This is a genomic window from Limnohabitans sp. TS-CS-82 (genome assembly GCF_002943475.1).
The window spans coordinates 311,419-333,568 of the sequence record NZ_PTQX01000004.1 but is presented as its reverse complement, the minus strand read 5'-3'; the positions used below and the strand labels follow the sequence as shown (position 1 = coordinate 333,568).

Annotated in this window: 23 protein-coding genes and 1 tRNA gene; 19 read left to right on the top strand and 5 right to left on the bottom strand. The window is 55.7% G+C overall.

What is annotated here, in order from left to right:
- The first annotated feature begins 10 nt into the window (after nt 1–10).
- The 18 genes from secG to C5F52_RS11395 all read left to right on the top strand — a co-directional run bounded on the left by secG (nt 11) and on the right by C5F52_RS11395 (nt 16,323).
- Nucleotides 11–376 (top strand): preprotein translocase subunit SecG, encoded by a 366-nt coding sequence (secG, locus tag C5F52_RS11480; protein ID WP_104798476.1) that lies wholly within the window; start codon nt 11–13, stop codon nt 374–376.
- 108 nt (nt 377–484) lie between these two features.
- Nucleotides 485–569: transfer RNA gene (locus C5F52_RS11475), tRNA-Leu, on the top strand.
- A gap of 87 nt (nt 570–656) precedes the next feature.
- On the top strand, nt 657–1,016 hold the full coding sequence (locus C5F52_RS11470) for an NADH-quinone oxidoreductase subunit A (protein ID WP_104798475.1): 360 nt from the start codon (nt 657–659) through the stop codon (nt 1,014–1,016).
- 9 nt (nt 1,017–1,025) lie between these two features.
- Complete coding sequence (locus C5F52_RS11465; protein ID WP_100132916.1) at nt 1,026–1,502, top strand: NADH-quinone oxidoreductase subunit B family protein; 477 nt, start codon at nt 1,026–1,028, stop codon at nt 1,500–1,502.
- Nucleotides 1,503–1,516: 14 nt separating this feature from the next.
- Nucleotides 1,517–2,128: an NADH-quinone oxidoreductase subunit C gene (locus C5F52_RS11460; protein WP_104798474.1), complete on the top strand. Its 612-nt coding sequence runs from the start codon at nt 1,517–1,519 to the stop codon at nt 2,126–2,128.
- A gap of 2 nt (nt 2,129–2,130) precedes the next feature.
- On the top strand, nt 2,131–3,384 hold the full coding sequence (locus C5F52_RS11455) for an NADH-quinone oxidoreductase subunit D (protein WP_104798473.1): 1,254 nt from the start codon (nt 2,131–2,133) through the stop codon (nt 3,382–3,384).
- Nucleotides 3,381–3,896 carry an NADH-quinone oxidoreductase subunit NuoE gene (nuoE, locus tag C5F52_RS11450; protein WP_104798472.1) on the top strand — a complete coding sequence of 172 codons (516 nt, stop codon included), beginning with the start codon at nt 3,381–3,383 and terminating at the stop codon, nt 3,894–3,896. Before C5F52_RS11455 ends, nuoE begins: the two co-directional genes overlap by 4 nt.
- 2 nt (nt 3,897–3,898) lie before the next feature.
- Nucleotides 3,899–5,275, top strand: a complete 1,377-nt coding sequence (gene nuoF, locus C5F52_RS11445) for an NADH-quinone oxidoreductase subunit NuoF (RefSeq protein WP_104798576.1) — start codon at nt 3,899–3,901, stop codon at nt 5,273–5,275.
- Between the two features lie 12 nt (nt 5,276–5,287).
- Nucleotides 5,288–7,426 (top strand): NADH-quinone oxidoreductase subunit NuoG, encoded by a 2,139-nt coding sequence (gene nuoG / locus C5F52_RS11440; protein WP_104798471.1) that lies wholly within the window; start codon nt 5,288–5,290, stop codon nt 7,424–7,426.
- Nucleotides 7,426–8,508 (top strand): NADH-quinone oxidoreductase subunit NuoH, encoded by a 1,083-nt coding sequence (nuoH, locus tag C5F52_RS11435; protein WP_104798470.1) that lies wholly within the window; start codon nt 7,426–7,428, stop codon nt 8,506–8,508. Before nuoG ends, nuoH begins: the two co-directional genes overlap by 1 nt.
- 13 nt (nt 8,509–8,521) lie before the next feature.
- A complete protein-coding gene (nuoI, locus tag C5F52_RS11430; RefSeq protein WP_100132910.1) occupies nt 8,522–9,034 on the top strand; it encodes an NADH-quinone oxidoreductase subunit NuoI in 513 nt (170 codons plus the stop codon).
- Between the two features lie 11 nt (nt 9,035–9,045).
- The gene (locus tag C5F52_RS11425; RefSeq protein WP_104798469.1) at nt 9,046–9,795 is read left to right on the top strand and encodes an NADH-quinone oxidoreductase subunit J; all 750 of its coding nucleotides are present in this window, start codon (nt 9,046–9,048) and stop codon (nt 9,793–9,795) included.
- Nucleotides 9,792–10,100 (top strand): NADH-quinone oxidoreductase subunit NuoK, encoded by a 309-nt coding sequence (gene nuoK / locus C5F52_RS11420; protein ID WP_100132908.1) that lies wholly within the window; start codon nt 9,792–9,794, stop codon nt 10,098–10,100. The genes C5F52_RS11425 and nuoK overlap by 4 nt, the downstream gene beginning before the upstream one ends.
- A gap of 6 nt (nt 10,101–10,106) precedes the next feature.
- Entirely contained in the window at nt 10,107–12,128 is a 2,022-nt protein-coding gene (nuoL, locus tag C5F52_RS11415) for an NADH-quinone oxidoreductase subunit L (RefSeq protein WP_104798468.1), read from the top strand.
- A 12-nt stretch (nt 12,129–12,140) separates the two neighbouring features.
- A complete protein-coding gene (locus C5F52_RS11410) occupies nt 12,141–13,619 on the top strand; it encodes an NADH-quinone oxidoreductase subunit M (protein ID WP_104798467.1) in 1,479 nt (492 codons plus the stop codon).
- A gap of 15 nt (nt 13,620–13,634) precedes the next feature.
- Nucleotides 13,635–15,122: an NADH-quinone oxidoreductase subunit NuoN gene (nuoN, locus tag C5F52_RS11405; protein ID WP_104798466.1), complete on the top strand. Its 1,488-nt coding sequence runs from the start codon at nt 13,635–13,637 to the stop codon at nt 15,120–15,122.
- 44 nt (nt 15,123–15,166) lie between these two features.
- On the top strand, nt 15,167–15,757 hold the full coding sequence (locus C5F52_RS11400; RefSeq protein WP_104798465.1) for an NUDIX domain-containing protein: 591 nt from the start codon (nt 15,167–15,169) through the stop codon (nt 15,755–15,757).
- Between the two features lie 44 nt (nt 15,758–15,801).
- On the top strand, nt 15,802–16,323 hold the full coding sequence (locus C5F52_RS11395; RefSeq protein ID WP_104798464.1) for a DUF1178 family protein: 522 nt from the start codon (nt 15,802–15,804) through the stop codon (nt 16,321–16,323).
- Here the strand turns inward: C5F52_RS11395 and miaA are convergent.
- From miaA to mutL, 3 genes are read right to left on the bottom strand one after another with little or no spacing between them, the layout of a single operon-like run.
- The gene (miaA, locus tag C5F52_RS11390; protein WP_104798575.1) at nt 16,304–17,284 is read right to left on the bottom strand and encodes a tRNA (adenosine(37)-N6)-dimethylallyltransferase MiaA; all 981 of its coding nucleotides are present in this window, start codon (nt 17,282–17,284) and stop codon (nt 16,304–16,306) included. The genes C5F52_RS11395 and miaA overlap by 20 nt on opposite strands.
- Nucleotides 17,281–18,468 (bottom strand): MFS transporter, encoded by a 1,188-nt coding sequence (locus C5F52_RS11385; RefSeq protein WP_104798463.1) that lies wholly within the window; start codon nt 18,466–18,468, stop codon nt 17,281–17,283. Before C5F52_RS11385 ends, miaA begins: the two co-directional genes overlap by 4 nt.
- Nucleotides 18,468–20,504, bottom strand: coding sequence for a DNA mismatch repair endonuclease MutL (gene mutL / locus C5F52_RS11380; RefSeq protein WP_104798462.1), 2,037 nt, complete (start codon nt 20,502–20,504; stop codon nt 18,468–18,470). Before mutL ends, C5F52_RS11385 begins: the two co-directional genes overlap by 1 nt.
- Nucleotides 20,505–20,537: 33 nt before the next feature.
- On the opposite strand from mutL, the gene C5F52_RS11375 reads away from it, so the two are divergent.
- Nucleotides 20,538–21,179: a VTT domain-containing protein gene (locus tag C5F52_RS11375; RefSeq protein ID WP_104798461.1), complete on the top strand. Its 642-nt coding sequence runs from the start codon at nt 20,538–20,540 to the stop codon at nt 21,177–21,179.
- A 20-nt stretch (nt 21,180–21,199) separates the two neighbouring features.
- Here C5F52_RS11375 and C5F52_RS11370 read toward each other — a convergent pair whose 3' ends face one another.
- The gene (locus tag C5F52_RS11370) at nt 21,200–21,748 is read right to left on the bottom strand and encodes a hypothetical protein (RefSeq protein WP_104798460.1); all 549 of its coding nucleotides are present in this window, start codon (nt 21,746–21,748) and stop codon (nt 21,200–21,202) included.
- 128 nt (nt 21,749–21,876) lie between these two features.
- The gene (locus C5F52_RS11365; RefSeq protein ID WP_104798459.1) at nt 21,877–22,143 is read right to left on the bottom strand and encodes a VF530 family DNA-binding protein; all 267 of its coding nucleotides are present in this window, start codon (nt 22,141–22,143) and stop codon (nt 21,877–21,879) included.
- Between the last annotated feature and the right edge of the window lie 7 nt (nt 22,144–22,150).

The window sequence follows — 22,150 nt, the reverse complement described above, 5'->3', positions numbered from 1 at the left end:
CGGAGTTTTTATGAGTTTGATTCTTAACATCGTGCAAGTGGTTCAGTTGTTGGCAGCCTTGGGCATGATTGGCCTGATCTTGGTTCAGCACGGCAAAGGTGCAGACATGGGCGCTGCGTTTGGCAGTGGCAGTTCTGGCAGCTTGTTTGGTGCGACCGGTGGCGCCAACTTTTTGTCGCGCACGACAGGTGTGTTGGCTGCGGTCTTCTTTGTGTGTACTTTAGGTTTGGCTTATTTTGGTAATTTGCGTCCTGCCAGTTCTGGCAGCGTGCTGGAAGGTTCGGCTGTTGCGCCTGCTGTCACTGAAGCAAATGGTGCTGTGCCTGCACCTGCTGTTGTGCCTGCTTCAGGTGCCGCACAAATTCCAACAAAGTAAGGTAAAAACCTTTCGCTTTTAGAGTGATTGGGGCCCTTTTCAGGGTAAACTCTAAAGCTGTTCAGGAAGCGTTATCCCTCTTCGTTTTCCTTGAGCAATCAACCCAAAGCCGTCGTGGTGAAATTGGTAGACACGCTATCTTGAGGTGGTAGTGGCGAAAGCTGTGCGAGTTCGAGTCTCGCCGACGGCACCATCCAAAAAAAGTTTGCTGTAACTCTGGTGTCAACCAGTTACGGCAAACTTCGCTGACTAAAACAGATAGTCATACTGCGAGATTGAGATGAGCTTAGAACAATACCTTCCCGTCCTCCTGTTTATCCTTGTGGGCCTTGGCGTGGGGGTTGCCCCCCAGGTTCTGGGTTACCTCTTAGGTCCGAATCGTCCTGATCCGGCCAAAAACTCCCCTTACGAATGTGGTTTCGAAGCGTTTGAAGACGCGCGCATGAAGTTCGATGTGCGTTATTACTTGATCGCCATCCTCTTCATCTTGTTTGATTTGGAAATCGCATTTTTGTTCCCTTGGGCCGTGGCGCTCAAGGAAATTGGTTTCATTGGCTTCATCGACATGATGATCTTCCTTGCCATCCTCGTTGCAGGCTTTGCCTACATGTGGATCAAGGGTGCCATCGATTGGGAATAAGGATCAACTATGTCACTTGAAGGCGTTTTCAAAGAAGGCTTCATCACCACGTCGTATGACTCGGTGGTGAATTGGGCCAAAACGGGCTCGTTGTGGCCCATGACATTCGGCTTGGCTTGCTGCGCGGTCGAGATGATGCATGCGGGTGCTGCCCGTTATGACATCGACCGCTTCGGCATGTTGTTTCGTCCAAGCCCACGTCAGTCCGATTTGATGATCGTGGCTGGTACGTTGTGCAACAAGATGGCACCCGCTTTGCGCAAGGTCTACGACCAAATGTCGGAGCCACGTTGGGTGTTGTCCATGGGATCATGTGCCAACGGTGGTGGTTACTACCACTACAGCTACTCGGTGGTGCGCGGTTGTGACCGTGTGGTGCCCGTGGATGTGTATGTGCCAGGCTGTCCACCCACGGCTGAGGCTTTGTTGTACGGCATCTTGCAGTTGCAAAGCAAGATTCGCCGCGAAAACACCATTGCCCGCTGAGCAGGAAGTTCAAGATGAGTCATTCCATTCAAACGCTTGAGGCGGCTTTGCACGATGTGCTGGGCGGTCAAGTCAAGCAACTCGATTCGGCCTTGGGCGAATTGACGCTCACAGTTTCTGCTGCGGATTACCACGATGTTTGCCAAACCTTGCGCGATAACGCGCGTTTAGGCTTTGAGCAATTGATCGATGTGTGTGGCATGGACTATTCCAGCTACAAAGACGGCGCCCATTCCAAATTCACGGATGCTCCCCGTTTCGCTGTGACCATTCATTTGCTGTCCATCAGCCACAACTGGCGCCTTCGCGTGCGCGTGTTTGCGGTGAGTGATGACGTGCCGGTCGTGGCTTCTGTCAATGACCTGTGGAGCTCTGCCAACTGGTTTGAGCGCGAAGCCTTTGATCTGTTTGGCATCGTGTTCGAAGGCCATTTGGACTTGCGCCGCTTGTTGACCGATTACGGTTTCATCGGCCATCCCTTCCGCAAAGATTTCCCAACCTCGGGTCACGTGGAAATGCGTTATGACGCCGAACAAAAACGTGTGGTGTACCAACCCGTCACCATCGAGCCGCGCGAAATCACGCCGCGCATCATTCGTGAAGACAACTACGGCGGTACGCACTGACCATGGCTGATATCAAGAACTACACCCTGAACTTGGGCCCTCAGCATCCTGCAGCACACGGCGTGTTGCGTTTGGTGTTGGAGCTCGATGGCGAAGTGGTCCAACGCGCTGACCCCCATATCGGCTTGTTGCACCGCGCCACTGAAAAGTTGGCCGAGAGCAAAACCTACATCCAATCGTTGCCCTACATGGACCGTCTCGACTACGTGTCCATGATGTGCAACGAGCATGCTTACTGTTTGGCCATCGAAAAAATGATGGGCATCGAAGTGCCAGAGCGTGCGCAGTACATCCGTGTGATGTATTCCGAAATCACCCGTTTGCTCAACCACTTGTTGTGGCTGGGCTGCCATGGTTTCGACTGCGGCGCGATGAATATCTTGATTTATTGCTTCCGCGAACGTGAAGACTTGTTCGACATGTACGAAGCGGTGTCGGGTGCGCGCATGCACGCGGCTTACTTCCGTCCAGGCGGCGTGTACCGCGACTTGCCTGACACCATGCCGCAGTACAAAGTCAGCAAGATCAAAAATGCCAAAGCCATTGCGCGTTTGAACGAAAACCGCCAAGGCTCATTGCTCGATTTCATCGATGATTTCACGCAGCGCTTCCCCAAATTGGTCGACGAGTACGAAACGCTGTTGACTGATAACCGCATTTGGAAGCAACGCACCGTGGGTATCGGCGTGGTCACGCCAGAGCGTGCCAAAAACCTGGGTTTCACAGGCGCCATGTTGCGTGGCTCAGGCATCGCTTGGGACTTGCGCAAGCACCAGCCCTACGACGTGTACGACCGCATGGACTTCGACATTCCTGTGGGCAAAACCGGCGATTGCTACGACCGTTATTTGGTGCGTGTGGAAGAAATGCGTCAGTCCAACCGCATCATCAAACAGTGCGTCGATTGGTTGCGCGTCAACCCCGGTCCTGTCATCACGGACAACCACAAAGTGGCCGCACCTAGCCGTGAAGGTATGAAGTCGAACATGGAGGAGTTGATCCACCATTTCAAACTTTTCACCGAAGGTTTCCATGTGCCCGAAGGCGAAGCGTATGCCGCCGTTGAGCATCCCAAAGGTGAGTTTGGTATCTATCTCGTGAGCGATGGTGCCAACAAGCCTTACCGTCTAAAGATTCGCGCCCCAGGGTTTGCCCATTTGGCAGCCATGGATGAAATGGCGCGTGGCCACATGATCGCTGACACCGTTGCGGTGATTGGCACCATGGACATTGTGTTCGGGGAAATTGACCGATGAGTTCTGAAGCTATCCACCACAGCGCACCGCTGTCGGCCGAGGTCTTTGCGCGTTTCGAGCGCGAAGTTGCCAAATACCCTGCAGATCAAAAACAGTCGGCCGTCATGGCCTGCTTGTCGATTGCTCAACAAGAGCAGGGCTACGTGAGCGCAGAAAGCGAGCGCGCCATTGCCAAGATCTTGGACATGGCGCCGATGGCTGTGCACGAAGTGACCACGTTCTACAACATGTACAACCAACAACCGGTTGGCAAGTTCAAGATCAACGTGTGTACCAACCTGCCTTGCCAGTTGCGCAACGGGCAGGGCGCTTTGATGCACTTGGCGCAAAAGCTGGGCATTGAAGTTGGCGGCACCACCGCTGACGGCGTGTTCACCTTGCAACCTGGCGAATGTATGGGTGCTTGCGCCGATGCGCCCGTGTTGTTGGTCAACGACCGCACCATGTGCAGCTATATGAGCAATGACAAGCTGGACCAATTGGTCGATGGCCTGCGTGCTGCAAAGGAATGAGCATGAACGTCCAACAAGTGCTTTCTCAATTCCAAACCACGGCTGAAGAGACGTGTTTTCACGACCGTCACCTTGGCCCTCAAATCTTGGCAGAGTTGAACGGTCATAACTGGTCGCTGCAAGATTACGTGGCGCGCGGTGGTTACCAAGCTTTGCGCAAAATTTTGGGTCAAGACGGCAGTGCGCCTAATCCCGAAACTGGCGTTGCGGGCATGACCCAAGACCAAGTGATTGCGACGGTCAAAGAGTCGGGTTTGCGTGGTCGCGGCGGTGCGGGCTTCCCCACCGGTTTGAAGTGGAGCTTCATGCCGCGCCAGTTCCCCGGTCAAAAGTATTTGGTCTGTAACTCCGACGAAGGTGAGCCTGGGACTTGCAAAGACCGCGAAATTTTGCAACACAACCCGCACATCGTGATCGAAGGCATGGCCATTGCTGCGTATGCCATGGGCATCAGCGTGGGTTACAACTACATCCACGGCGAGATTTTTCAAAGCTACGAACGCTTTGAAGCTGCCCTTGAAGAAGCCCGCGCAGCTGGCTTCTTGGGCGACAACATCATGGGCTCGAAGTTCAGCTTTCAGTTGCACGCTGCCCACGGTTTTGGCGCTTACATCTGCGGCGAAGAAACAGCATTGCTCGAATCGCTCGAAGGCAAAAAAGGCCAACCGCGTTTCAAGCCACCGTTCCCTGCGAGCTTTGGTTTGTACGGCAAGCCCACGACCATCAACAACACCGAAACATTCGCGGCCGTGCCTTGGATCATCCGCAATGGTGGTCAGGCTTACCTCGAATGCGGCAAGCCCAACAACGGCGGCACCAAGATCTTCTCGGTCAGCGGTGACGTCGAGCGCCCCGGCAACTACGAAATCCCGATGGGCACACCGTTCTCCAAACTGTTGGAGTTGGCTGGTGGCGTGCGCAAAGGCCGCACCCTGAAGGCTGTGATTCCTGGCGGTTCTTCATCGCCTGTGTTGCCTGCCGATGTCATCATGCAGTGCACCATGGATTACGACTCCATCGCCAAAGCGGGCTCCATGTTGGGCTCAGGCGCTGTGATCGTGTTGGACGACTCACGCTGCATGGTCAAGAGCCTGCAACGTTTGAGCTACTTCTACATGCACGAATCATGTGGCCAGTGCACACCTTGCCGCGAAGGTACAGGTTGGTTGTGGCGCATGGTTGACCGCATCGAACGTGGCGAAGGCCGCGAAAGCGACTTGGCTTTGCTGGACAACGTGGCCGAGAACATCATGGGGCGCACCATTTGCGCCTTGGGCGATGCAGCCGCCATGCCCGTGCGCGGCATGATCAAGCATTTCCGCCACGAATTTGAACACCACATCACGCAAAAGACCTGCATGGTCCCGGCGTACGTTTGACGGATAAGCACCATGGTTGAAATCGAACTCGACGGAAAAAAAGTTGAAGTCCAAGAGGGCTGCATGGTCATGCATGCCGCTGAAAAGGCTGGCACTTACATTCCGCATTTTTGTTACCACAAGAAGCTCAGCATCGCGGCCAACTGCCGCATGTGTTTGGTGGATGTGGAGAAGGCGCCTAAGCCTATGCCCGCTTGCGCCACGCCCGTGACGCAAGGCATGGTGGTTCGCACCAAAACGGACCGTGCCGTCAAAGCGCAAAAGTCGGTGATGGAGTTTTTGCTCATCAATCACCCACTCGATTGTCCTATTTGTGACCAAGGCGGTGAGTGCCAGTTGCAAGACTTGGCGGTGGGTTACGGTGGTTCTACCTCGCGTTACGAAGAAGAAAAACGTGTGGTGCACCCTAAGGACGTCGGTCCTTTGGTGAGCATGCAAGAGATGAGCCGTTGTATCGCATGCACACGTTGCGTGCGATTTGGCCAAGAAGTGGCCGGCGTCATGGAGTTGGGCATGTCCAACCGTGGTGAGCACGCTGAGATTGAAACCTTTGTGGGTCAATCGGTGGACTCCGAGTTGTCGGGCAACATGATCGACATCTGCCCCGTGGGCGCGTTGACCAGCAAGCCATTCCGTTACAGCGCACGTACTTGGGAATTGAGCCGTCGCAAGTCGGTCAGTCCGCATGATGCGACTGGTGCCAACTTGATCGTTCAAGTTAAAAACAACAAAGTCATGCGTGTTGTGCCTTTGGAGAACGAAGACGTCAACGAATGCTGGATTGCTGACCGCGACCGTTTCAGCTACGAAGCTTTGGATAGCGCAGACCGCTTGACCAAGCCCATGCTCAAGCAAGGCGGCGAGTGGAAAGAAGTCGATTGGCAAACTGCACTCGAATACGTGGCCAATGGCTTGCAAGGCGTCAAAGCCCAGCACGGCCCACAAGCCATCGGCACTTTGGCCAGCCCACACAGCACGGCTGAAGAGTTGTTCTTGGCCGCTAGCCTGACACGCGGCTTGGGTAGCCAAAACATCGACACACGTTTGCGCGCTGCAGACTTTCAGCACGACGACAAAGCCCGTTGGTTGGGGACTTCTGTGGCGTCTCTCACCACGCTGCAACGCGTCTTGGTGATTGGCTCGAACGTGCGTAAAGACCAACCTTTGTTGGCTCAACGTCTGCGCCAAGCGGTGCGCAACGGTGGCAAGGTCAACGCCTTGAACGCACAAGCCTATGACTGGGCCATGCCTGTGGCCAACACCTTGGTGGCAGATGCCGCCAACTGGGTGCAAGCCTTGGCAGACATCGCAGCGGCTGTGGGCGCCATCACCGGTGCTGCTGCACCTGTGGCGGGCAACGGCAACAGCGCTGAAGCACAAGCCATCGCCAAGTCATTGACAGGCGGTGAGCGCAAAGCCATTTTGTTGGGCAACGCAGCGGCGCATCACGCCAAAGCATCGAGCTTGCTCAGCTTGGCCAACTGGATCGGCGCACAAACCGGCGCAACTGTGGGTTACCTTGGTGAAGCCGCCAACACCGTTGGCGCTCAAGTGGTGGGTGCCTTGCCAAAAGCAGGCGGTCAAAATGCAGGCCAAATGTTGGCAGGTGGTTTGAAGGCCGTGGTGTTGCTGAACACCGAACCCGCCTTTGACGCTGCCAACGGCGCTGCTGCAGCACAAGCCATTGGCCAAGCCGAAATGGTCGTCACCTTGTCTCCTTTCAAGGCCAACATGGACATCAGCGATGTGCTGCTGCCCATCTCGCCTTTCACTGAGACTGCTGGCACGTTCATCAACACCGAAGGTCGCGCACAAAGCTTCCACGGTGTGGTCAAGCCTTTGGGCGAGACGCGTCCTGCCTGGAAAGTCTTGCGCGTGTTGGGCTCCATGCTCCACGTGCCTGGCTTCGAGTTCGAGACCATCGAAGAAGTCCGCGCTCAAGCCATCCCTGCTGATGTGCAAGCCTTGTTGTCCAACGCATGCACGGCACCAGTGGACGTGAGCCCAGCGGCCGGTCAGCCTGCCACTGCGGCGATTTACCAACTCGACAGCTTGGTGCGTCGCGCACCATCGCTGCAACTCACGGCTGATGCGAAGCAACCTGCGGATGAATCGAAGCAACCTGTGGTTGATGCGAAGGGAGGCCTGTGATGGTTGACAACATTTACAACGCAGGCTTTGGCTTGTGCACGGATGTGTGGTGGACCACACTGGCTTGGCCTGTTCTGTGGGCTTTGCTCAAGATCGTGGCAGTGCTGTTGCCTTTGCTCGGTTGCGTGGCGTACTTGACCTTGTGGGAACGCAAGGCCATTGGCTACACCCAAATTCGCAAGGGCCCGAACCGTACCGGTCCATTTGGTTTGTTGCAACCGATCGCTGACGCGCTCAAGTTGTTGACCAAAGAGATCATCATCCCCACCAAAGCTTCCACAGGTTTGTTCTTGTTGGGCCCCATCATGACCATCATGCCGGCTCTGGCTGCGTGGGCTGTGATTCCATTTGGTCCTGATGTGGCATTGGCCAACGTCAATGCAGGTTTGCTGTTCTTGATGGCCATCACATCGTTAGAGGTGTATGGCGTGATCATTGCGGGTTGGGCTTCCAACTCCAAATATGCATTCTTGGGTGCCATGCGTGCTTCGGCGCAAATGGTGAGCTACGAAATCGCGATGGGCTTTTGTTTTGTGATCGTCTTGATGGTGTCTTCGAGTCTCAACATGAGCGACATCGTCATGGGCCAAGCCAAAGGCATGATGGCTGACAAGGGCTTGGGCTTCTTGTCGTGGAACTGGTTGCCTTTGTTCCCCGTGTTCATCATTTACTTCATCTCCGGTTTGGCTGAAACCAACCGCCACCCGTTTGACGTGGTGGAAGGTGAGTCTGAAATCGTGGCCGGTCACATGATCGAGTACTCGGGCATGTCGTTCGCGATGTTCTTCTTGGCCGAATACGCCAACATGATCTTGGTGTCGATGTTGACCGTCGTGATGTTCTTGGGCGGCTGGTTGTCACCCTTTGACAATGCGTTGTTCAACATGATCCCCGGCTGGATTTGGCTCGGGCTTAAGACCTTCGTGGTCGTGACCATGTTCTTGTGGGTGCGCGCCACGTTCCCACGTTACCGCTATGACCAGATCATGCGTTTGGGCTGGAAGATCTTCATTCCTCTGACGTTGGTTTGGTTGCTGGTGGTGGGTATCTGGATGCAGACCCCTTGGAACATCTGGAACTGAGGCGGCAAACACCATGACAACAACTACACAATCTGTTCCCTTCTCGTTGCGCGACTTTTTGTCGAGCTTCTTGCTGACCGAGCTGTTCAAAGGCATGGCCCTCACCGGCAAATACATGTTCTCGCGCAGCATCACGATTCAGTTCCCAGAAGAAAAAACCCCTGCATCGCCACGTTTCCGCGGCTTGCATGCGCTGCGTCGTTATGAAAACGGCGAAGAGCGTTGCATCGCTTGCAAATTGTGCGAAGCCGTGTGCCCCGCGATGGCGATCACCATCGAGTCCGACCAACGTGCGGACGGCAGCCGCCGCACCACGCGTTACGACATCGACTTGACCAAGTGCATCTTCTGCGGCTTCTGCGAAGAAAGCTGCCCTGTCGACTCCATCGTTGAAACCCACATCTTTGAGTACCACGGCGAAAAACGCGGTGACCTGTACTTCACCAAAGAGATGTTGTTGGCTGTCGGCGACCGTTATGAACCCGAGATCGCAGCCAACAAGGCTGCGGACGCCAAATACCGTTGAAAGATTTCATGATGGACGTTCAATCGGCTCTTTTTTATGTGTTCTCAGCCACCATGCTGTTTGCAGCGTTTCGCGTCATCACGGCGCGTAACCCTGTGCATGCTGCGCTGTATTTGGTACTCGCCTTCTTCCAAGCCTCTGGCGTTTGGATGCTCTTGCGCGCTGAGTTCTTGTCTATCGCTTTGGTGCTGGTGTATGTCGGCGCGGTGATGGTCTTGTTCTTGTTTGTGGTGATGATGCTTGACATCAACATTGACAGCATTCGCCAAGGTTTTTGGAAGCATTTCCCCTTGGCGGCCACCATGGGCGCTGTGATTGCGCTTGAATTGGCGGCTGTGCTGTTGGGTGGTTTCCGCATCAGCGAACCCCAAGTGCATGCTGCGGCGACCATCGCGGTGCCTGCTGCCGTGGTGGCTTCGACGCCCGTTGACGCTGCATCGGCTGCTGTGGATGCCGCTTCTGCTGCGCCAGCGTCTGCCGCCGAGGTGGGACATGTGGTGGTGGCTCAAGTCTCCAACACCAAAGAATTGGGTGTGTTGCTCTATACCGAGTACCTCTACCCCGTGCAAATTGCTGCGCTCATTTTGTTGGTGGCTTTGATCGCTGCCATCGCCTTGACCTTGCGTGCACGCAAAGACAGCAAATACCAAAACCCGGCTGACCAAGTTCGCGTGAAAGCGCGTGACCGTGTCGCGCTGGTGAAGATGGATGCGGTCAAACCGCCCGTCGCACCCGCAGCCGAAGAGGAGAAATCAGCATGAGCATCACCTTAGGCCATTACCTGACGTTGGGCGCGATTTTGTTCGCACTCTCCGTGACCGGCATTTTCTTGAACCGCAAAAACTTGATCGTCTTGTTGATGGCGATTGAGTTGATGCTGTTGGCTGTCAACATGAACTTTGTGGCGTTCTCGCACTACTTGGGCGACTTGAACGGACAAATCTTCGTGTTCTTCATCTTGACCGTGGCGGCCGCTGAGTCCGCCATCGGTTTGGCGATTCTGGTGCAGTTGTTCCGCAACAAGTCCAGCATCAACGTCGACGAACTCAACACGCTCAAGGGTTAATCGATCATGTCTCAAACCCTTCAAGCTTCTACGCTTTTGGCCGTGCCATTGGCACCCCTCGTGGGTTCCACCTTGGCCGGTTTGTTCGGTACACGCTTTGGCGGTAACTGGATCGGTCGTCGCCTGACCCACACCTTGACCATCTTGGGCGTGCTGTTGGCCTTCGTGTTGTCTGCCATGACCTTGAACAGCGTGGCCAACGATGGTGCGCGCTTCAATGAAACCCTCTACACCTGGATGGTGGTCGGTGGTCTGAAAATGGAAGTCGGCTTCATGGTCGACGGCCTGACCGCTATGATGATGTGTGTGGTGACCTTTGTGTCGCTGATGGTGCACATCTACACCATTGGTTACATGGAAGAAGACGAGGGCTACAACCGTTTCTTCTCGTACATCTCCTTGTTCACCTTCTCCATGTTGATGCTCGTCATGAGCAACAACATGCTGCAACTGTTCTTCGGTTGGGAAGCGGTGGGTTTGGTGTCTTATCTGTTGATTGGCTTCTGGTTCAACAAACCTACGGCCATCTTCGCCAACATGAAAGCCTTCTTGGTGAACCGTGTGGGCGACTTTGGCTTCATCATGGGTATTGGTTTGATCGCTGCCTACGCAGGCACCTTGAACTACACCGAAGCGTTTGCCAAAGCGGGTGAGCTGGGCGCGTTGACTTTGCCTGGCACCGACTGGATGTTGGTGACCGTGATCTGTATCTGCTTGTTCATCGGTGCGATGGGCAAGTCGGCACAGTTCCCGCTGCACGTTTGGTTGCCTGACTCCATGGAAGGCCCCACGCCTATCTCTGCCTTGATTCACGCGGCCACGATGGTGACGGCGGGCATTTTCATGGTCACGCGCATGTCGCCCTTCTTTGAAATGTCAGACACCGCGCTGAACTTCATCTTGGTGATCGGTGCCATCACAGCCTTGTTCATGGGCTTCTTGGGTTTGATCCAAAACGACATCAAGCGCGTTGTGGCTTATTCCACGCTGTCGCAACTCGGTTATATGACCGTGGCCTTGGGCGCTTCTGCTTACTCAGTGGCCGTGTTCCACTTGATGACTCACGCGTTCTTCAAAGCTTTGCTGTTCTTGGGTGCCGGTTCCGTCATCATGGGCATGCACCACAACCAAGACATCCGCTGGATGGGTGGCGTGCGCAAGTACATGCCTATCACTTGGATCACCTCGTTGCTCGGTTCGTTGGCCTTGATTGGTACGCCGTTCTTCTCTGGTTTCTATTCGAAAGATAGCATCATCGAAGCCGTGGCTGAGAGCCACTTGCCCGGTGCAGGCTTTGCGCACTTCGCCGTCTTGGCCGGTGTGTTTGTGACGGCGTTCTACTCGTTCCGCATGTACTTCCTCGTGTTCCACGGCGAAGAGCGTTACGACCAAAACCCTGATGCACACCACGACGATCACCACGGTCATGACGACCATGGTCACGATCACAGCCCCCATGAGTCTCCTTGGGTGGTGACCGTGCCGTTGCTGTTGTTGGCCATTCCTTCGGTGGTGATCGGCTACTTGACGATCGACCCGATGCTGTACGGTGAGTTCTTCAAAGACGCCATCTTCATCAACGCGGACAAGCACCCCGTGATGCACGAGTTGGCCCATGAGTACCACGGTGCTGTGGCCATGGCGATTCATGCCTTGAGCACCGCGCCGTTCTGGTTGGCCTTGGCAGGTGTGGCGAGCTCGTACTACATGTACATGATCAACCCCGCTGTGCCTGCTGCGATCAAGCGTGCCTTCCAGCCCGTCTACACCTTGTTGGAAAACAAGTACTACTTGGACTGGATCAACGAAAACATCTTGGCCCGTGGCGCACGCCTCTTGGGCACCGGACTGTGGAAGGGCGGCGACCAAGCCATCATCGAAGGTGGCATCGTCAACGCTTCTTGGAAATTGGTGGGTTGGGTGTCGACTGCCTCGCGTCAGCTGCAGTCGGGTTACCTGTATCACTACGCCTTGGTGATGATTCTGGGCGTGTTCTTGCTGATGACGTGGTTCGTCTGGCTCAAATAAGGAGAATAAAAAATGGGTTTATTGAGCCTTGCCATTTGGACACCAATTTTCTTTGGTGCCGTGTTGTTGGCCTTCGGTCGTGACGAATACGCAAAAACAGTTCGTTGGGTGGCCTTGATTGGCGCCTTGGTCAGCCTGTTGGTGACGTTGCCGATCTATGCAGGGTTTGACACCGCGTCTTCTGCCATGCAGATGGTCGAGAAAGCGCCTTGGATTGAACGCTTCAATGTGTTCTACCACTTGGGCGTAGACGGTTTGTCGATGTGGTTTGTGTTGCTGACCGCTTTCATCACGGTGATCGTGGTGCTCGCAGGTTGGGAGGTCATCACCGACCGCGTGAACCAGTACATGGGCGCCTTCTTGATCTTGAGCGGTTTGATGATTGGCGTGTTCACGGCTGTAGACGGCATGCTGTTTTACGTGTTCTTCGAAGCCACGTTGATTCCTATGTACTTGATCATTGGTATCTGGGGTGGCCCGAACAAGATTTACGCCGCGTTCAAGTTCTTCTTGTATACCTTGCTCGGCTCTTTGCTGATGCTGATCGCCTTGATTTATCTGTACACCCAATCGGGCGGCAGCTTTGACTTGGCGACTTGGCATAAATTGCCTTTGGGCGCGACGGCGCAAACTTATCTGTTCTTCGCCTTCTTTGCTGCCTTCGCGGTGAAGGTGCCGATGTGGCCTGTGCACACTTGGTTGCCAGACGTGCACGTGGAAGCGCCCACCGGTGGTTCTGCGGTGCTGGCGGCGATCATGTTGAAGTTGGGTGCCTACGGTTTCTTGCGCTTCTCCTTGCCCATCGCTCCCGATGCCGCACGTGAATTTGCTTGGCTCATGATTGCTTTGTCGCTCGTGGCCGTGATCTACGTGGGCTTGGTGGCCATGGTCCAAGAAGACATGAAAAAGTTGGTGGCTTATTCGTCTGTGGCACACATGGGCTTTGTGAGCTTGGGTTTCTTCATCTTCAATGACATTGGTGTGTCGGGTGCCTTGGTGCAAATGATCGCCCACGGCTTCGTGTCTGCTGCCATGTTCTTGTCGATTGGTGTGTTGTACGACCGCATGCACTCGCGCGAGATTGCCAGTTACGGCGGTGTGGTCAACACCATGCCTAAGTTTGCGGCGTTTGCCTTGTTGTTTGCCATGGCGAACTGCGGCTTGCCAGGTACAGCCGGTTTCGTGGGCGAGTGGATGGTCATCTTGGGTGCCATCAAGTTCAACTTCTGGATCGGTCTGGCCGCAGCGTCTGCCTTGATTTTTGGTGCGGCTTACACCTTGTGGATGGTCAAGCGCGTGTACCTAGGTCCTATCGCCAACGATCACGTCAAAGAGTTGACGGACATCAATGCGCGTGAGTTCTTGGTCATGAGCTTGCTGGCCATTGCGGTGTTGGCCATGGGCCTGTACCCCAAGCCTTTTACCGATGTGATGGATGCCTCGGTGGCCGACTTGCTCAAGCACGTTGCCCTGTCGAAGTTGCCCCAATAAAAGGGATAGAAGAATATGTTTGAAAAACTGAGCATTGCTGCGGTTTATCCCGAAGTCTTGTTGGCTGTGATGGCCATCGTGATCGCCTTGGTCGATTTGTTTGTCAAGTCGCCCCGTCGCACGCTGACCTACGCTTTGTCCATGGCCACCATCGGTGTGGTCGCTTACTTGGAGGCTTCTGCGGCTTCTCAAGGCCAAACCGTTTACAGCTTTGGCAACATGGTGGTGTCCGACCCCATGGGCGGTTGGCTCAAGTGCTTTGCTGCTTTGGCGGTGATGGTCACGTTGGTTTATGGCCGTCCTTATGCGGCTGACCGCGACATGTTGCGCGGTGGCGAAATGTTCACCTTGGGTTTGTTTGCGCTCTTGGGCATGTTCGTCATGATCTCGGGCAACAACTTCCTCGTGCTGTACCTCGGCTTGGAACTCTTGACCTTGTCCAGCTACGCCTTGGTGGCCTTGCGCCGTGACAATGCAACCGCCAGCGAAGCCGCCATGAAGTACTTTGTGCTCGGCGCTTTGGCCAGTGGCTTCTTGCTCTACGGCTTGTCCATGCTCTACGGTGCCACGGGTTCGTTGGACATCAGCACCGTCTTCAAAGCGGTGGCCTCCGGCCAAATCAAGCACCAAGTGTTGGTGTTGGGCTTGGTGTTTGTGGTGTGCGGTTTGGCGTTCAAATTCGGTGTGGTGCCTTTCCACATGTGGATTCCTGACGTGTACCAAGGCGCACCGACGGTTGTGACGTTGATGATTGGTGGCGCGCCTAAATTGGCAGCCTTCGCCATGACCATCCGTTTGTTGGTGGAAGGCTTGTTGCCTTTGGCGGTGGACTGGCAGCAAATGTTGATGGTCTTGTCCATCGGCTCCTTGTTGATTGGTAACTTGGCTGCTGTGGCGCAAACCAACCTCAAGCGCATGTTGGCGTTCTCCACCATTTCGCAAATGGGCTTTGTCTTGATTGGTTTGCTCTCGGGTGTGGTCAACGGCAACACCGCTGCTGCGGCCAATGCCTACAGCTCATCCATGTTCTACGTCATCACTTACGTGCTGACCACCTTGGCGACCTTCGGCATCATCTTGCTGTTGGCCCGCGAAGGCTTTGAGAGCGAAGAGATCACCGACCTCGCTGGTTTGAACCAACGCAGTCCGTTGTATGCGGGCGTGATGGCCGTGTGTATGTTCTCGTTGGCTGGCGTGCCACCTTTGGTGGGTTTCTACGCCAAGCTGTCGGTGTTGCAATCGCTCATCGCATCGGGTCAAGCGGGTGCCATTGCTTTGGCCGTGTTTGCCGTGATGATGTCTTTGATTGGTGCCTTCTACTACCTGCGCGTGGTCAAAGTCATGTACTTTGATGCGCCGATCACAGCCACCACCGTGTCTGCAGGTTCTGATGTGCGCGTCGTGTTGACGATCAATGGTGCCTTGATTTTGATCTTGGGCATGTTGCCCGGCGGTTTAATGGCCTTGTGTGCACGCGCCATCGTCTCAACGCTCGGCACCTGATCCACAACCTTCCTACCAAGCCAGCCTCTGCGCTGGCTTTTTTCATGTCTGAACCTATGTCTTTACCCAGCAACCATTTGGTTGAACACACGCTCGATCACGTGGAGTTGCTCAAAGGCCACTTTTTGCACGCCTTTCGTGACACCGTGCGGCTGCCCAATGGCGAGCAAGCGACACGCGAATTTGTCATTCACCCAGGGGCCGTCATGGTGATTGCCCTTCTTGACGATGGCCGTTTGGTCATGGAGCGTCAGTACCGTTATCCCGTGCAACAGGTGATGATCGAATTTCCGGCGGGCAAGTTGGACCCCGGTGAAGACCGTCTCGCCTGCGCACAGCGTGAGTTGTTGGAAGAAACGGGTTACCGCGCCACCGAATGGGCGCACGCCGGCGTGTTGCACCCCGTGATCAGCTACTCCACCGAGTTCATTGACATTTGGTTTGCGCGTGGCTTGAGCCTTGGCGAGCGCCAGTTGGATGAGGGTGAGTTTTTAGACGTGTTCACGGCCAGCCTCGACGAGCTGCTGGCGTGGTCGCGCGATGGGCAGCTGACCGACGCCAAAACCCTCACGGGCTTGTTGTGGCTGCAAAACCACCTCAGCGGCGCTTGGCCACTGACGTGGCAAAGCGTTTGAGCCTGTGCGCGTGGTTTTCACGTTGTGTGGCTTAATTTGCGCTTATGAAAGTTCTTGACCTCCATTGCAGCCAGCAGCACAGCTTTGAGGGCTGGTTCGCCTCTGAGGACGACTTTCAGCGTCAACTTGCACGAGGCTTGGTCACTTGCCCGCTCTGTGCGGATGCGGCCATCACCAAAAAACTCAGCGCCCCTCGGTTGAACCTGACGACATCGCGTGGCGAGCGTTCTGCTGGAATTGCACGTCAAATCGAGTCTGAGCCGATGCAAACAGAATCTGCGTCAACCGTTTCTGAGGCTGCGATCACTCACGCACAAGAACCTCATGCGCTTGAACCTGCGCAATTGCAAGCTGCGTTATTGAAAATGGTGCGCCAAGTGGTGGCCAATACCGAAGATGTGGGCAGCAGTTTTCCTGAAGAGGCGCGAAAAATGCATTACGGTGAAACCGAGCACCGCAACATCCGTGGTCAAGCCAGCCCGCAAGAAACCGAGGCTTTGTTGGACGAGGGCATTGCGGTGCTGCCTTTGCCCATGCCCGAGTCGCTCAAAGAGACCCTGCAGTAAGCCGCTTCACCAAGGTTTGCGTTTGGGCCAGTGCATCAGGCGCATCGCAAGGCACGATCAAACGTTCATCCATGCCGCGCAGCCAAGTGAGTTGGCGCTTGGCCAATTGGCGTGTGGCGGCGGTGCCCAACTCGCGCAACTGCGGCAAGAGGGTGTCGATGGGCACGTTGAAATCTGCTGCGCGTTCTAGCAATTCCCAGGCTTGTCGGTAGCCCACACAGCGCATGCTGGGCAAGTCGATGTGCAGATCGCCACGCGCACGCAAGGCGAGCATTTCATCGATAAAACCAGCCTTCAGCATGGTGTCAAAGCGCTGGCCTACGCGTTCGTGCAACCAAGCGCGGTTGTTCGGCTCCAAAGAGATCAGCGGCATATTCAGCGCAGTTTGCTGCGCGCGCGTGCTGGCGGCTTCAGCAAACCATTGCGACAGCGCTTTACCGCTGACGCGCCAGACCTCTAGGGCCCGAGAGATGCGTTGGGCATCGTTGGGCGCCAAGCGAGCCGCCGTGACGGGGTCGACCTTGGCCAATTCGGCGTGCATGGCGGGCCAGCCGATGTCGATGGCTTGGTCTTCGATGTGGGCACGCAATTCGGGTTGTGCTGTTGGCAAATCATCGATGCCGTCACGCAGTGCCTTGAGGTAGAGCATGGTGCCGCCCACAACCAAAGGCAGCTTGCCGCGTGCACGAATGTCGGTCATCAAGCGGGCCGCATCGCGTGCGAATTCGGCAGCGCTGTAGGCCTGCAAAGGGTCGCGAATGTCAATCAGGTGGTGAGGCACTTGGGCCAGTTCTTGCGCGCTGGGTTTGGCGGTGCCAATGTCCATGCCGCGATAGACCAAGGCCGAGTCGAGGCTGATGATTTCGATGGGCAGCCATTGCGCAATGGCCAAGGCGGCGGCTGTTTTGCCGCTGGCGGTAGGTCCCAACAAGGCGATGGCGTCTAAGGGGCGGGCGGTCATGTTTTCGCTCCAGGCTGTCGCAGCACCAAGCCCCATGCCGACAGTGCGGTGAGCAGGCTCCAAAATCCCAAGGTGTTGACCATGGGAAAGACGCTGCCGTTCGCTTGCGTCCCCAGCCACAGGCCTGTGGCGAACGCGGCCACCATCATTAAGAAACCACCCAAAGCAGACGCGGCACCGGCAGCTTGTGGGAACGGGCCAATGGCACCGCTTTGTCCACAAGGCTGGTGAATGCCATGACCCAAGATGAAGACGTAATACGGCAGCATGATGCTGGGCACGCTGAACCATCCCAGCCACGCGTTCAACACCATCCAACCGCCGCCAAACAAGCTCAAGCCGCCGCCGATGGCCACGGTGTGTCGCACCCCAAAACGCTGCAACAAACGTCGACACAGCAGCGTGCCATTCAGATAAACGAAGGCCATGGAAAACAGCAGCAGCCCATATTCCCAGCGCGCCAATTTCAACAGACCAATGAACACAAAAGAAGACGACGCCAAGAAGGTGAACAGCCCCACGTAAGAGCACAGCGACACCGCTGTGAACGCCACAAACGTCGGGTGACGCACGATGTGCCACCACGTTTGCACCAGCACTTGACCGCGCAGCGCTTGCAGATTTTTGACTTGAACCGTTTCTTTAAATTTCCAAGCGACCAGCACCCAAGAGAGCAAACCAAATGCCGCGACCAAGGCGAGCGCCGCATGCCAATTCCAGAGGTCTGTGAGCAGACCTCCCAGCGGCGCACAGATGGCGGCCATCACGCCCAAACCTGTGAGCGCTTTGGACATCACGCGCGCGCCCACTTCGGGCATGTACAAATCGCGCACGATGGCACGGCCACACATCACCACCGCGCCCATCGCCGCGCCTTGCAGCGCACGCCACAGGATGAGTTGCGGCATGGCTGTCGATAACACACAACCCACACCGGCGAGGGTGAAGGCTGCCAAGCCGCACAGCAAAATCGGTTTGCGTCCAAAGCGATCAGACAGCGGGCCCCACACCAATTGCGAGCTGCCAAACGCCAGCAGCAACGCACTCAGCGTCAGGTGGGCTTGCGCGACCGATGCCCCAAGCTCGGCAGTGATGGCGGGCAGGGCCGGTAAATACAAGTCCGTGGCGACGGGCTGAATGCCCAACAACAACGACAGCAGGGCAACAATGAGTGGGGGTGACATCAACGGCCGCGCAAAAAGAGAGCGTCAAGTTCGCGCATGGTGAGTTGACGCCAAGTGGGGCGGCCGTGGTTGCATTGGTCGGAGCGTTCGGTGACTTCCATTTGGCGCAGCAGCGCGTTCATTTCGTCGAGGGTCAGGCGTCGGTTGGCGCGCACCGCGCCGTGGCAGGCCATGGTGGCCAGCAGCTCGTTGCGGGCGCGTTGCACCACGGTGCTGGCATCGTGTTGCGAGAGCTCGGCCAAAACGCTGCGGGCCAGCGCGACGGCATCACCTTGCGCCAAGCTGCTGGGCACGGCTCGGACGGCCAAGGTTTTGGCGGACAGGGCCGAGATTTCCAAACCCAATTCGTGCAGGGTTTGCACATTGGCTTCAGCCGTGGCGATTTCTTGTGCAGTGGCCGGAAAGCTGGCGGGAATCAACAGCGGCTGGCTGGCCATGTGTTGCGTGTCTACTTGGGTTTTAAGTTGCTCGTAGACGATGCGCTCGTGCGCCGCGTGCATGTCGACCAAGATCAAGCCTTGGGCGTTTTCCGCCAAGATGTACACGCCATGCAGTTGTGCCAACGCTTTGCCCAAAGGCCAAGATTCGGGCGAAGGCGCGCTTGCGGCGCTCAACGATGCGTGACTGGCGCTGGTCGTGAGGGGCGAGGTGGCACCGGTGCCTGCGAACGTGGTGTCGTTGAAAAAAGTAGAACCCGCATCGCGACCGCTAATCGCTGTTGCATCAAATGGGGTGTGTGCAGCCTCTTGTGCTGGCAAGCCTTTGGGTGCGGTGGATTGCCACAAGGCGCTGAGGTCGGACACGCGGTTGCCCGCGAGTGGCATAGCCGCTTGTTGCCAATGCGCTTGTGGCCAGGCGCTGGGGCTGGGCTTGAGTTGCGCAGCATCGTCAACTGCCAAATTCGCATCCGTAGCGGTCAATGCCGCCGCCGCCAGCAAGTTAGCCCGAGGCACGGCCAAGGCGTTTTCAACCGCGTGGCGCACGGCTTGGTGTACTTCTCGGCTGTCACGAAAACGCACCTCAATCTTGGTGGGGTGCACGTTGACATCCACGCGAGTTGGGTCGATCTCCACATACAAGGCATAGACCGGCTGACGGTGACCGTGCAACACATCTTCGTAGGCACTGCGGGCCGCGTGGGTCACCACTTTGTCGCGCACATAGCGGCCGTTGACGTACGAGAACTGGTGGTCGCCACGCGAACGCGCGGCGTCGGGCACGCCAGCGCGACCGATCACGGTCACGTTGCCTGAGCGGTAATTCACGGCGACCGAGTTGTCTAAGAAATCATCGCCCAAGACATCGGCGAGACGGCGATCCAAGGCAAGGCGTTGGGCGCGTTGAAGGGCGTCTCCTGGTGTGCTGTCAATGCCCGTGTCAACTTGGGCTTGCGCATCGGCGGCATGCACCGTGGTGGACTGAGCACGCCACTGCTCCACCAATTTACCTTCATGCCAAATCGCAAAGCCCACTTCAGGGCGCGTCAAGGCGTGACGGCGAACGGCCTCCACGCAGTGGGCCAGTTCGGTGTTGTCTGTTTTTAAGAATTTGCGACGTGCGGGCGTGCTGTAAAAGAGTTCTTTCACTTCGATGGTGGTGCCTTGCGCGCGGGCTGCCGCTTGCAACTCGCCACTGCGCGCGTCGAGCAGCATGGCCATGTCTTGTGCGGCGGTGCGCGACAACACGGACAACTCAGACACCGATTGAATGGCGGCCAAGGCCTCGCCCCTGAAACCCATGGTCCCCACCGACTCCAGCTCACTCAGGCTGGTGATCTTGCTCGTGGCATGACGCTTCAACGCGATGGGCAGTTCCTCGGCAGGAATGCCCACGCCGTTGTCTTCCACGCTGATCAGCCGCACACCGCCCGCTAACAAACGCACCGTGATGTGGGTGGCGCCAGCGTCTAAGGCGTTGTCGACCAACTCACGCACCACGGAAGCGGGGCGTTCCACCACCTCGCCGGCGGCGATTTGGCTGATGAGTTCGTCGGGGAGTTCGCGGATCGCGCGTGGAGGTTGGGTAGCAGGTTGCACAGAGCGATTTTAGAGGCAGGGATAATCAAGCCTATGGAACCCATCACACTCTTGCTCGACTTCATTTTGCACATCGACCGCTACATCGAGGGCTTCGTGCAAGCCTACGGCGTTTGGGTGTATGCCCTTCTGTTTCTCATCATCTTTGTGGAGACAGGCTTGGTGGTCATGCCATTTCTGCCGGGCGACTCGCTGTTGTTCGTTGTCGGGGCGATGTGCGGCGTGGGCTTGATGGACTATGGTTTGTCAGTCGCGCTGCTACTCACCGCGGCGGTGGCGGGTAACCAAACCAACTACACGATTGGCCGCTTCTTTGGCCCCAAGGTTTTTGCGTGGGAAGACTCCAAATTTTTCAACCGTCGCGCTTTTGACCAAGCCCATGCGTTTTACGAGCGTTATGGCGGCGTGACTTTGGTGGCTGCCCGTTTTATGCCTTTTGTGCGCACGTTTGCGCCGTTTGTGGCGGGTGTGGCGCAAATGTCGCGTCGTAAGTTCAGTTTTTTTGATGTGGCGGGCGGTGCTTTGTGGGTGGGCGGCATCGTCACAGCGGGTTATTTCTTTGGCAACATTCCTTGGGTGAAGTTGCATCTCGACAAAATCATTTGGTCCATGATTTTGATTCCAGGCGCTTTGGCCATTTATGGCTCTTGGAAAGCTTCACGCCAAGCGCTGTAAAGGCGTGGGGCAGGCGTGAGTCAGACGTTTTTATTGGACAGATTGAATTTAGGCACCATGATTTTGAGGACGAACAACACAATCAAGGTGCCTGATAAATCGCCCACCATCATCACCAAAGCGCTGGCAATGAAGTCATCTGTTTTTCCGTTCCAGAAATACCAGAGCTGATGGACCAAGGCGCTGATAAAAGCGAATAAAACAGATATTTTTAATATGCCAATGGCTTTGAGATTTTTTAAATTCTCGTCCAACTGCAAATGATGAATGGCAACGTGCCGCGCCAAATAAGGGGCGATGCCGGCCATGGACCCGTTCAACAGCATGGACGTGTAGCTGCCGTCGAAATAAAACAAATAGGTGATCAGCGTGGACGCTAAAGCGATGCCAATGGCACCGTCTGCGAGAAATAACAAGACAAATGCCAGTCGCAAACCGCTGGGTAAAAATATCCAATCGACGCGGTGAGAAAAATTCAAAGAGCCAAACAAGGTCATATTCAATCGGTACAGCAAGTAATAGCTGATCGATGTGATCACGATGATGGCAAAACGTTGTCTGTGGGACACGGTATCTTGAATATATTCTGTGGGCAGTAATATCAATGTATCACGATAATGAATGATTTATTACAGCAGATACGCCTTGAATTTGCTTATTCATTTGTATGAATAACTATTAATATCAAAATTAAGTTTTAATTTGAGTTGTTTTGAGATTCTTCGCGCCGTATATCGCGCAGCATGAACAAATACAGGCTTTCCACTTTCTCACGCGCCCAAGGTGTTTTGCGCAAAAACTTGAGACTGGAGCCCACGCTTGGGTCGTGTGTGAAGCACCGAATGGCAATGCGCTGGCCTAGATCTTCCCAGCCGTAATGGTCAGCCAGTTCGGTGATGATTTTTTCCAAGGTCATCCCGTGCAAGGGGTTGCGAGGTTGGTGCGTGGGCTGTAAGGGAGTCATGAGGTAT

What these genes read in the sequence shown, in the direction of transcription:
- nuoL (WP_104798468.1), top strand. Translation starts at nt 10,107, where the DNA reads ATGTCTCAAACCCTTCAAGCTTCTACGCTTTTGGCCGTGCCATTGGCA.
- C5F52_RS11425 (WP_104798469.1), top strand. Translation starts at nt 9,046, where the DNA reads ATGGACGTTCAATCGGCTCTTTTTTATGTGTTCTCAGCCACCATGCTG.
- nuoK (WP_100132908.1), top strand. Translation starts at nt 9,792, where the DNA reads ATGAGCATCACCTTAGGCCATTACCTGACGTTGGGCGCGATTTTGTTC.
- nuoI (WP_100132910.1), top strand. Translation starts at nt 8,522, where the DNA reads ATGACAACAACTACACAATCTGTTCCCTTCTCGTTGCGCGACTTTTTG.
- C5F52_RS11470 (WP_104798475.1), top strand. Translation starts at nt 657, where the DNA reads ATGAGCTTAGAACAATACCTTCCCGTCCTCCTGTTTATCCTTGTGGGC.
- nuoE (WP_104798472.1), top strand. Translation starts at nt 3,381, where the DNA reads ATGAGTTCTGAAGCTATCCACCACAGCGCACCGCTGTCGGCCGAGGTC.
- C5F52_RS11385 (WP_104798463.1), bottom strand. Translation starts at nt 18,468, where the DNA reads ATGTCACCCCCACTCATTGTTGCCCTGCTGTCGTTGTTGTTGGGCATT.
- C5F52_RS11455 (WP_104798473.1), top strand. Translation starts at nt 2,131, where the DNA reads ATGGCTGATATCAAGAACTACACCCTGAACTTGGGCCCTCAGCATCCT.
- C5F52_RS11460 (WP_104798474.1), top strand. Translation starts at nt 1,517, where the DNA reads ATGAGTCATTCCATTCAAACGCTTGAGGCGGCTTTGCACGATGTGCTG.
- C5F52_RS11400 (WP_104798465.1), top strand. Translation starts at nt 15,167, where the DNA reads ATGTCTGAACCTATGTCTTTACCCAGCAACCATTTGGTTGAACACACG.
- nuoG (WP_104798471.1), top strand. Translation starts at nt 5,288, where the DNA reads ATGGTTGAAATCGAACTCGACGGAAAAAAAGTTGAAGTCCAAGAGGGC.
- C5F52_RS11465 (WP_100132916.1), top strand. Translation starts at nt 1,026, where the DNA reads ATGTCACTTGAAGGCGTTTTCAAAGAAGGCTTCATCACCACGTCGTAT.
- C5F52_RS11410 (WP_104798467.1), top strand. Translation starts at nt 12,141, where the DNA reads ATGGGTTTATTGAGCCTTGCCATTTGGACACCAATTTTCTTTGGTGCC.
- nuoN (WP_104798466.1), top strand. Translation starts at nt 13,635, where the DNA reads ATGTTTGAAAAACTGAGCATTGCTGCGGTTTATCCCGAAGTCTTGTTG.
- C5F52_RS11395 (WP_104798464.1), top strand. Translation starts at nt 15,802, where the DNA reads ATGAAAGTTCTTGACCTCCATTGCAGCCAGCAGCACAGCTTTGAGGGC.
- nuoF (WP_104798576.1), top strand. Translation starts at nt 3,899, where the DNA reads ATGAACGTCCAACAAGTGCTTTCTCAATTCCAAACCACGGCTGAAGAG.
- nuoH (WP_104798470.1), top strand. Translation starts at nt 7,426, where the DNA reads ATGGTTGACAACATTTACAACGCAGGCTTTGGCTTGTGCACGGATGTG.
- miaA (WP_104798575.1), bottom strand. Translation starts at nt 17,284, where the DNA reads ATGACCGCCCGCCCCTTAGACGCCATCGCCTTGTTGGGACCTACCGCC.
- C5F52_RS11365 (WP_104798459.1), bottom strand. Translation starts at nt 22,143, where the DNA reads ATGACTCCCTTACAGCCCACGCACCAACCTCGCAACCCCTTGCACGGG.
- secG (WP_104798476.1), top strand. Translation starts at nt 11, where the DNA reads ATGAGTTTGATTCTTAACATCGTGCAAGTGGTTCAGTTGTTGGCAGCC.
- C5F52_RS11375 (WP_104798461.1), top strand. Translation starts at nt 20,538, where the DNA reads ATGGAACCCATCACACTCTTGCTCGACTTCATTTTGCACATCGACCGC.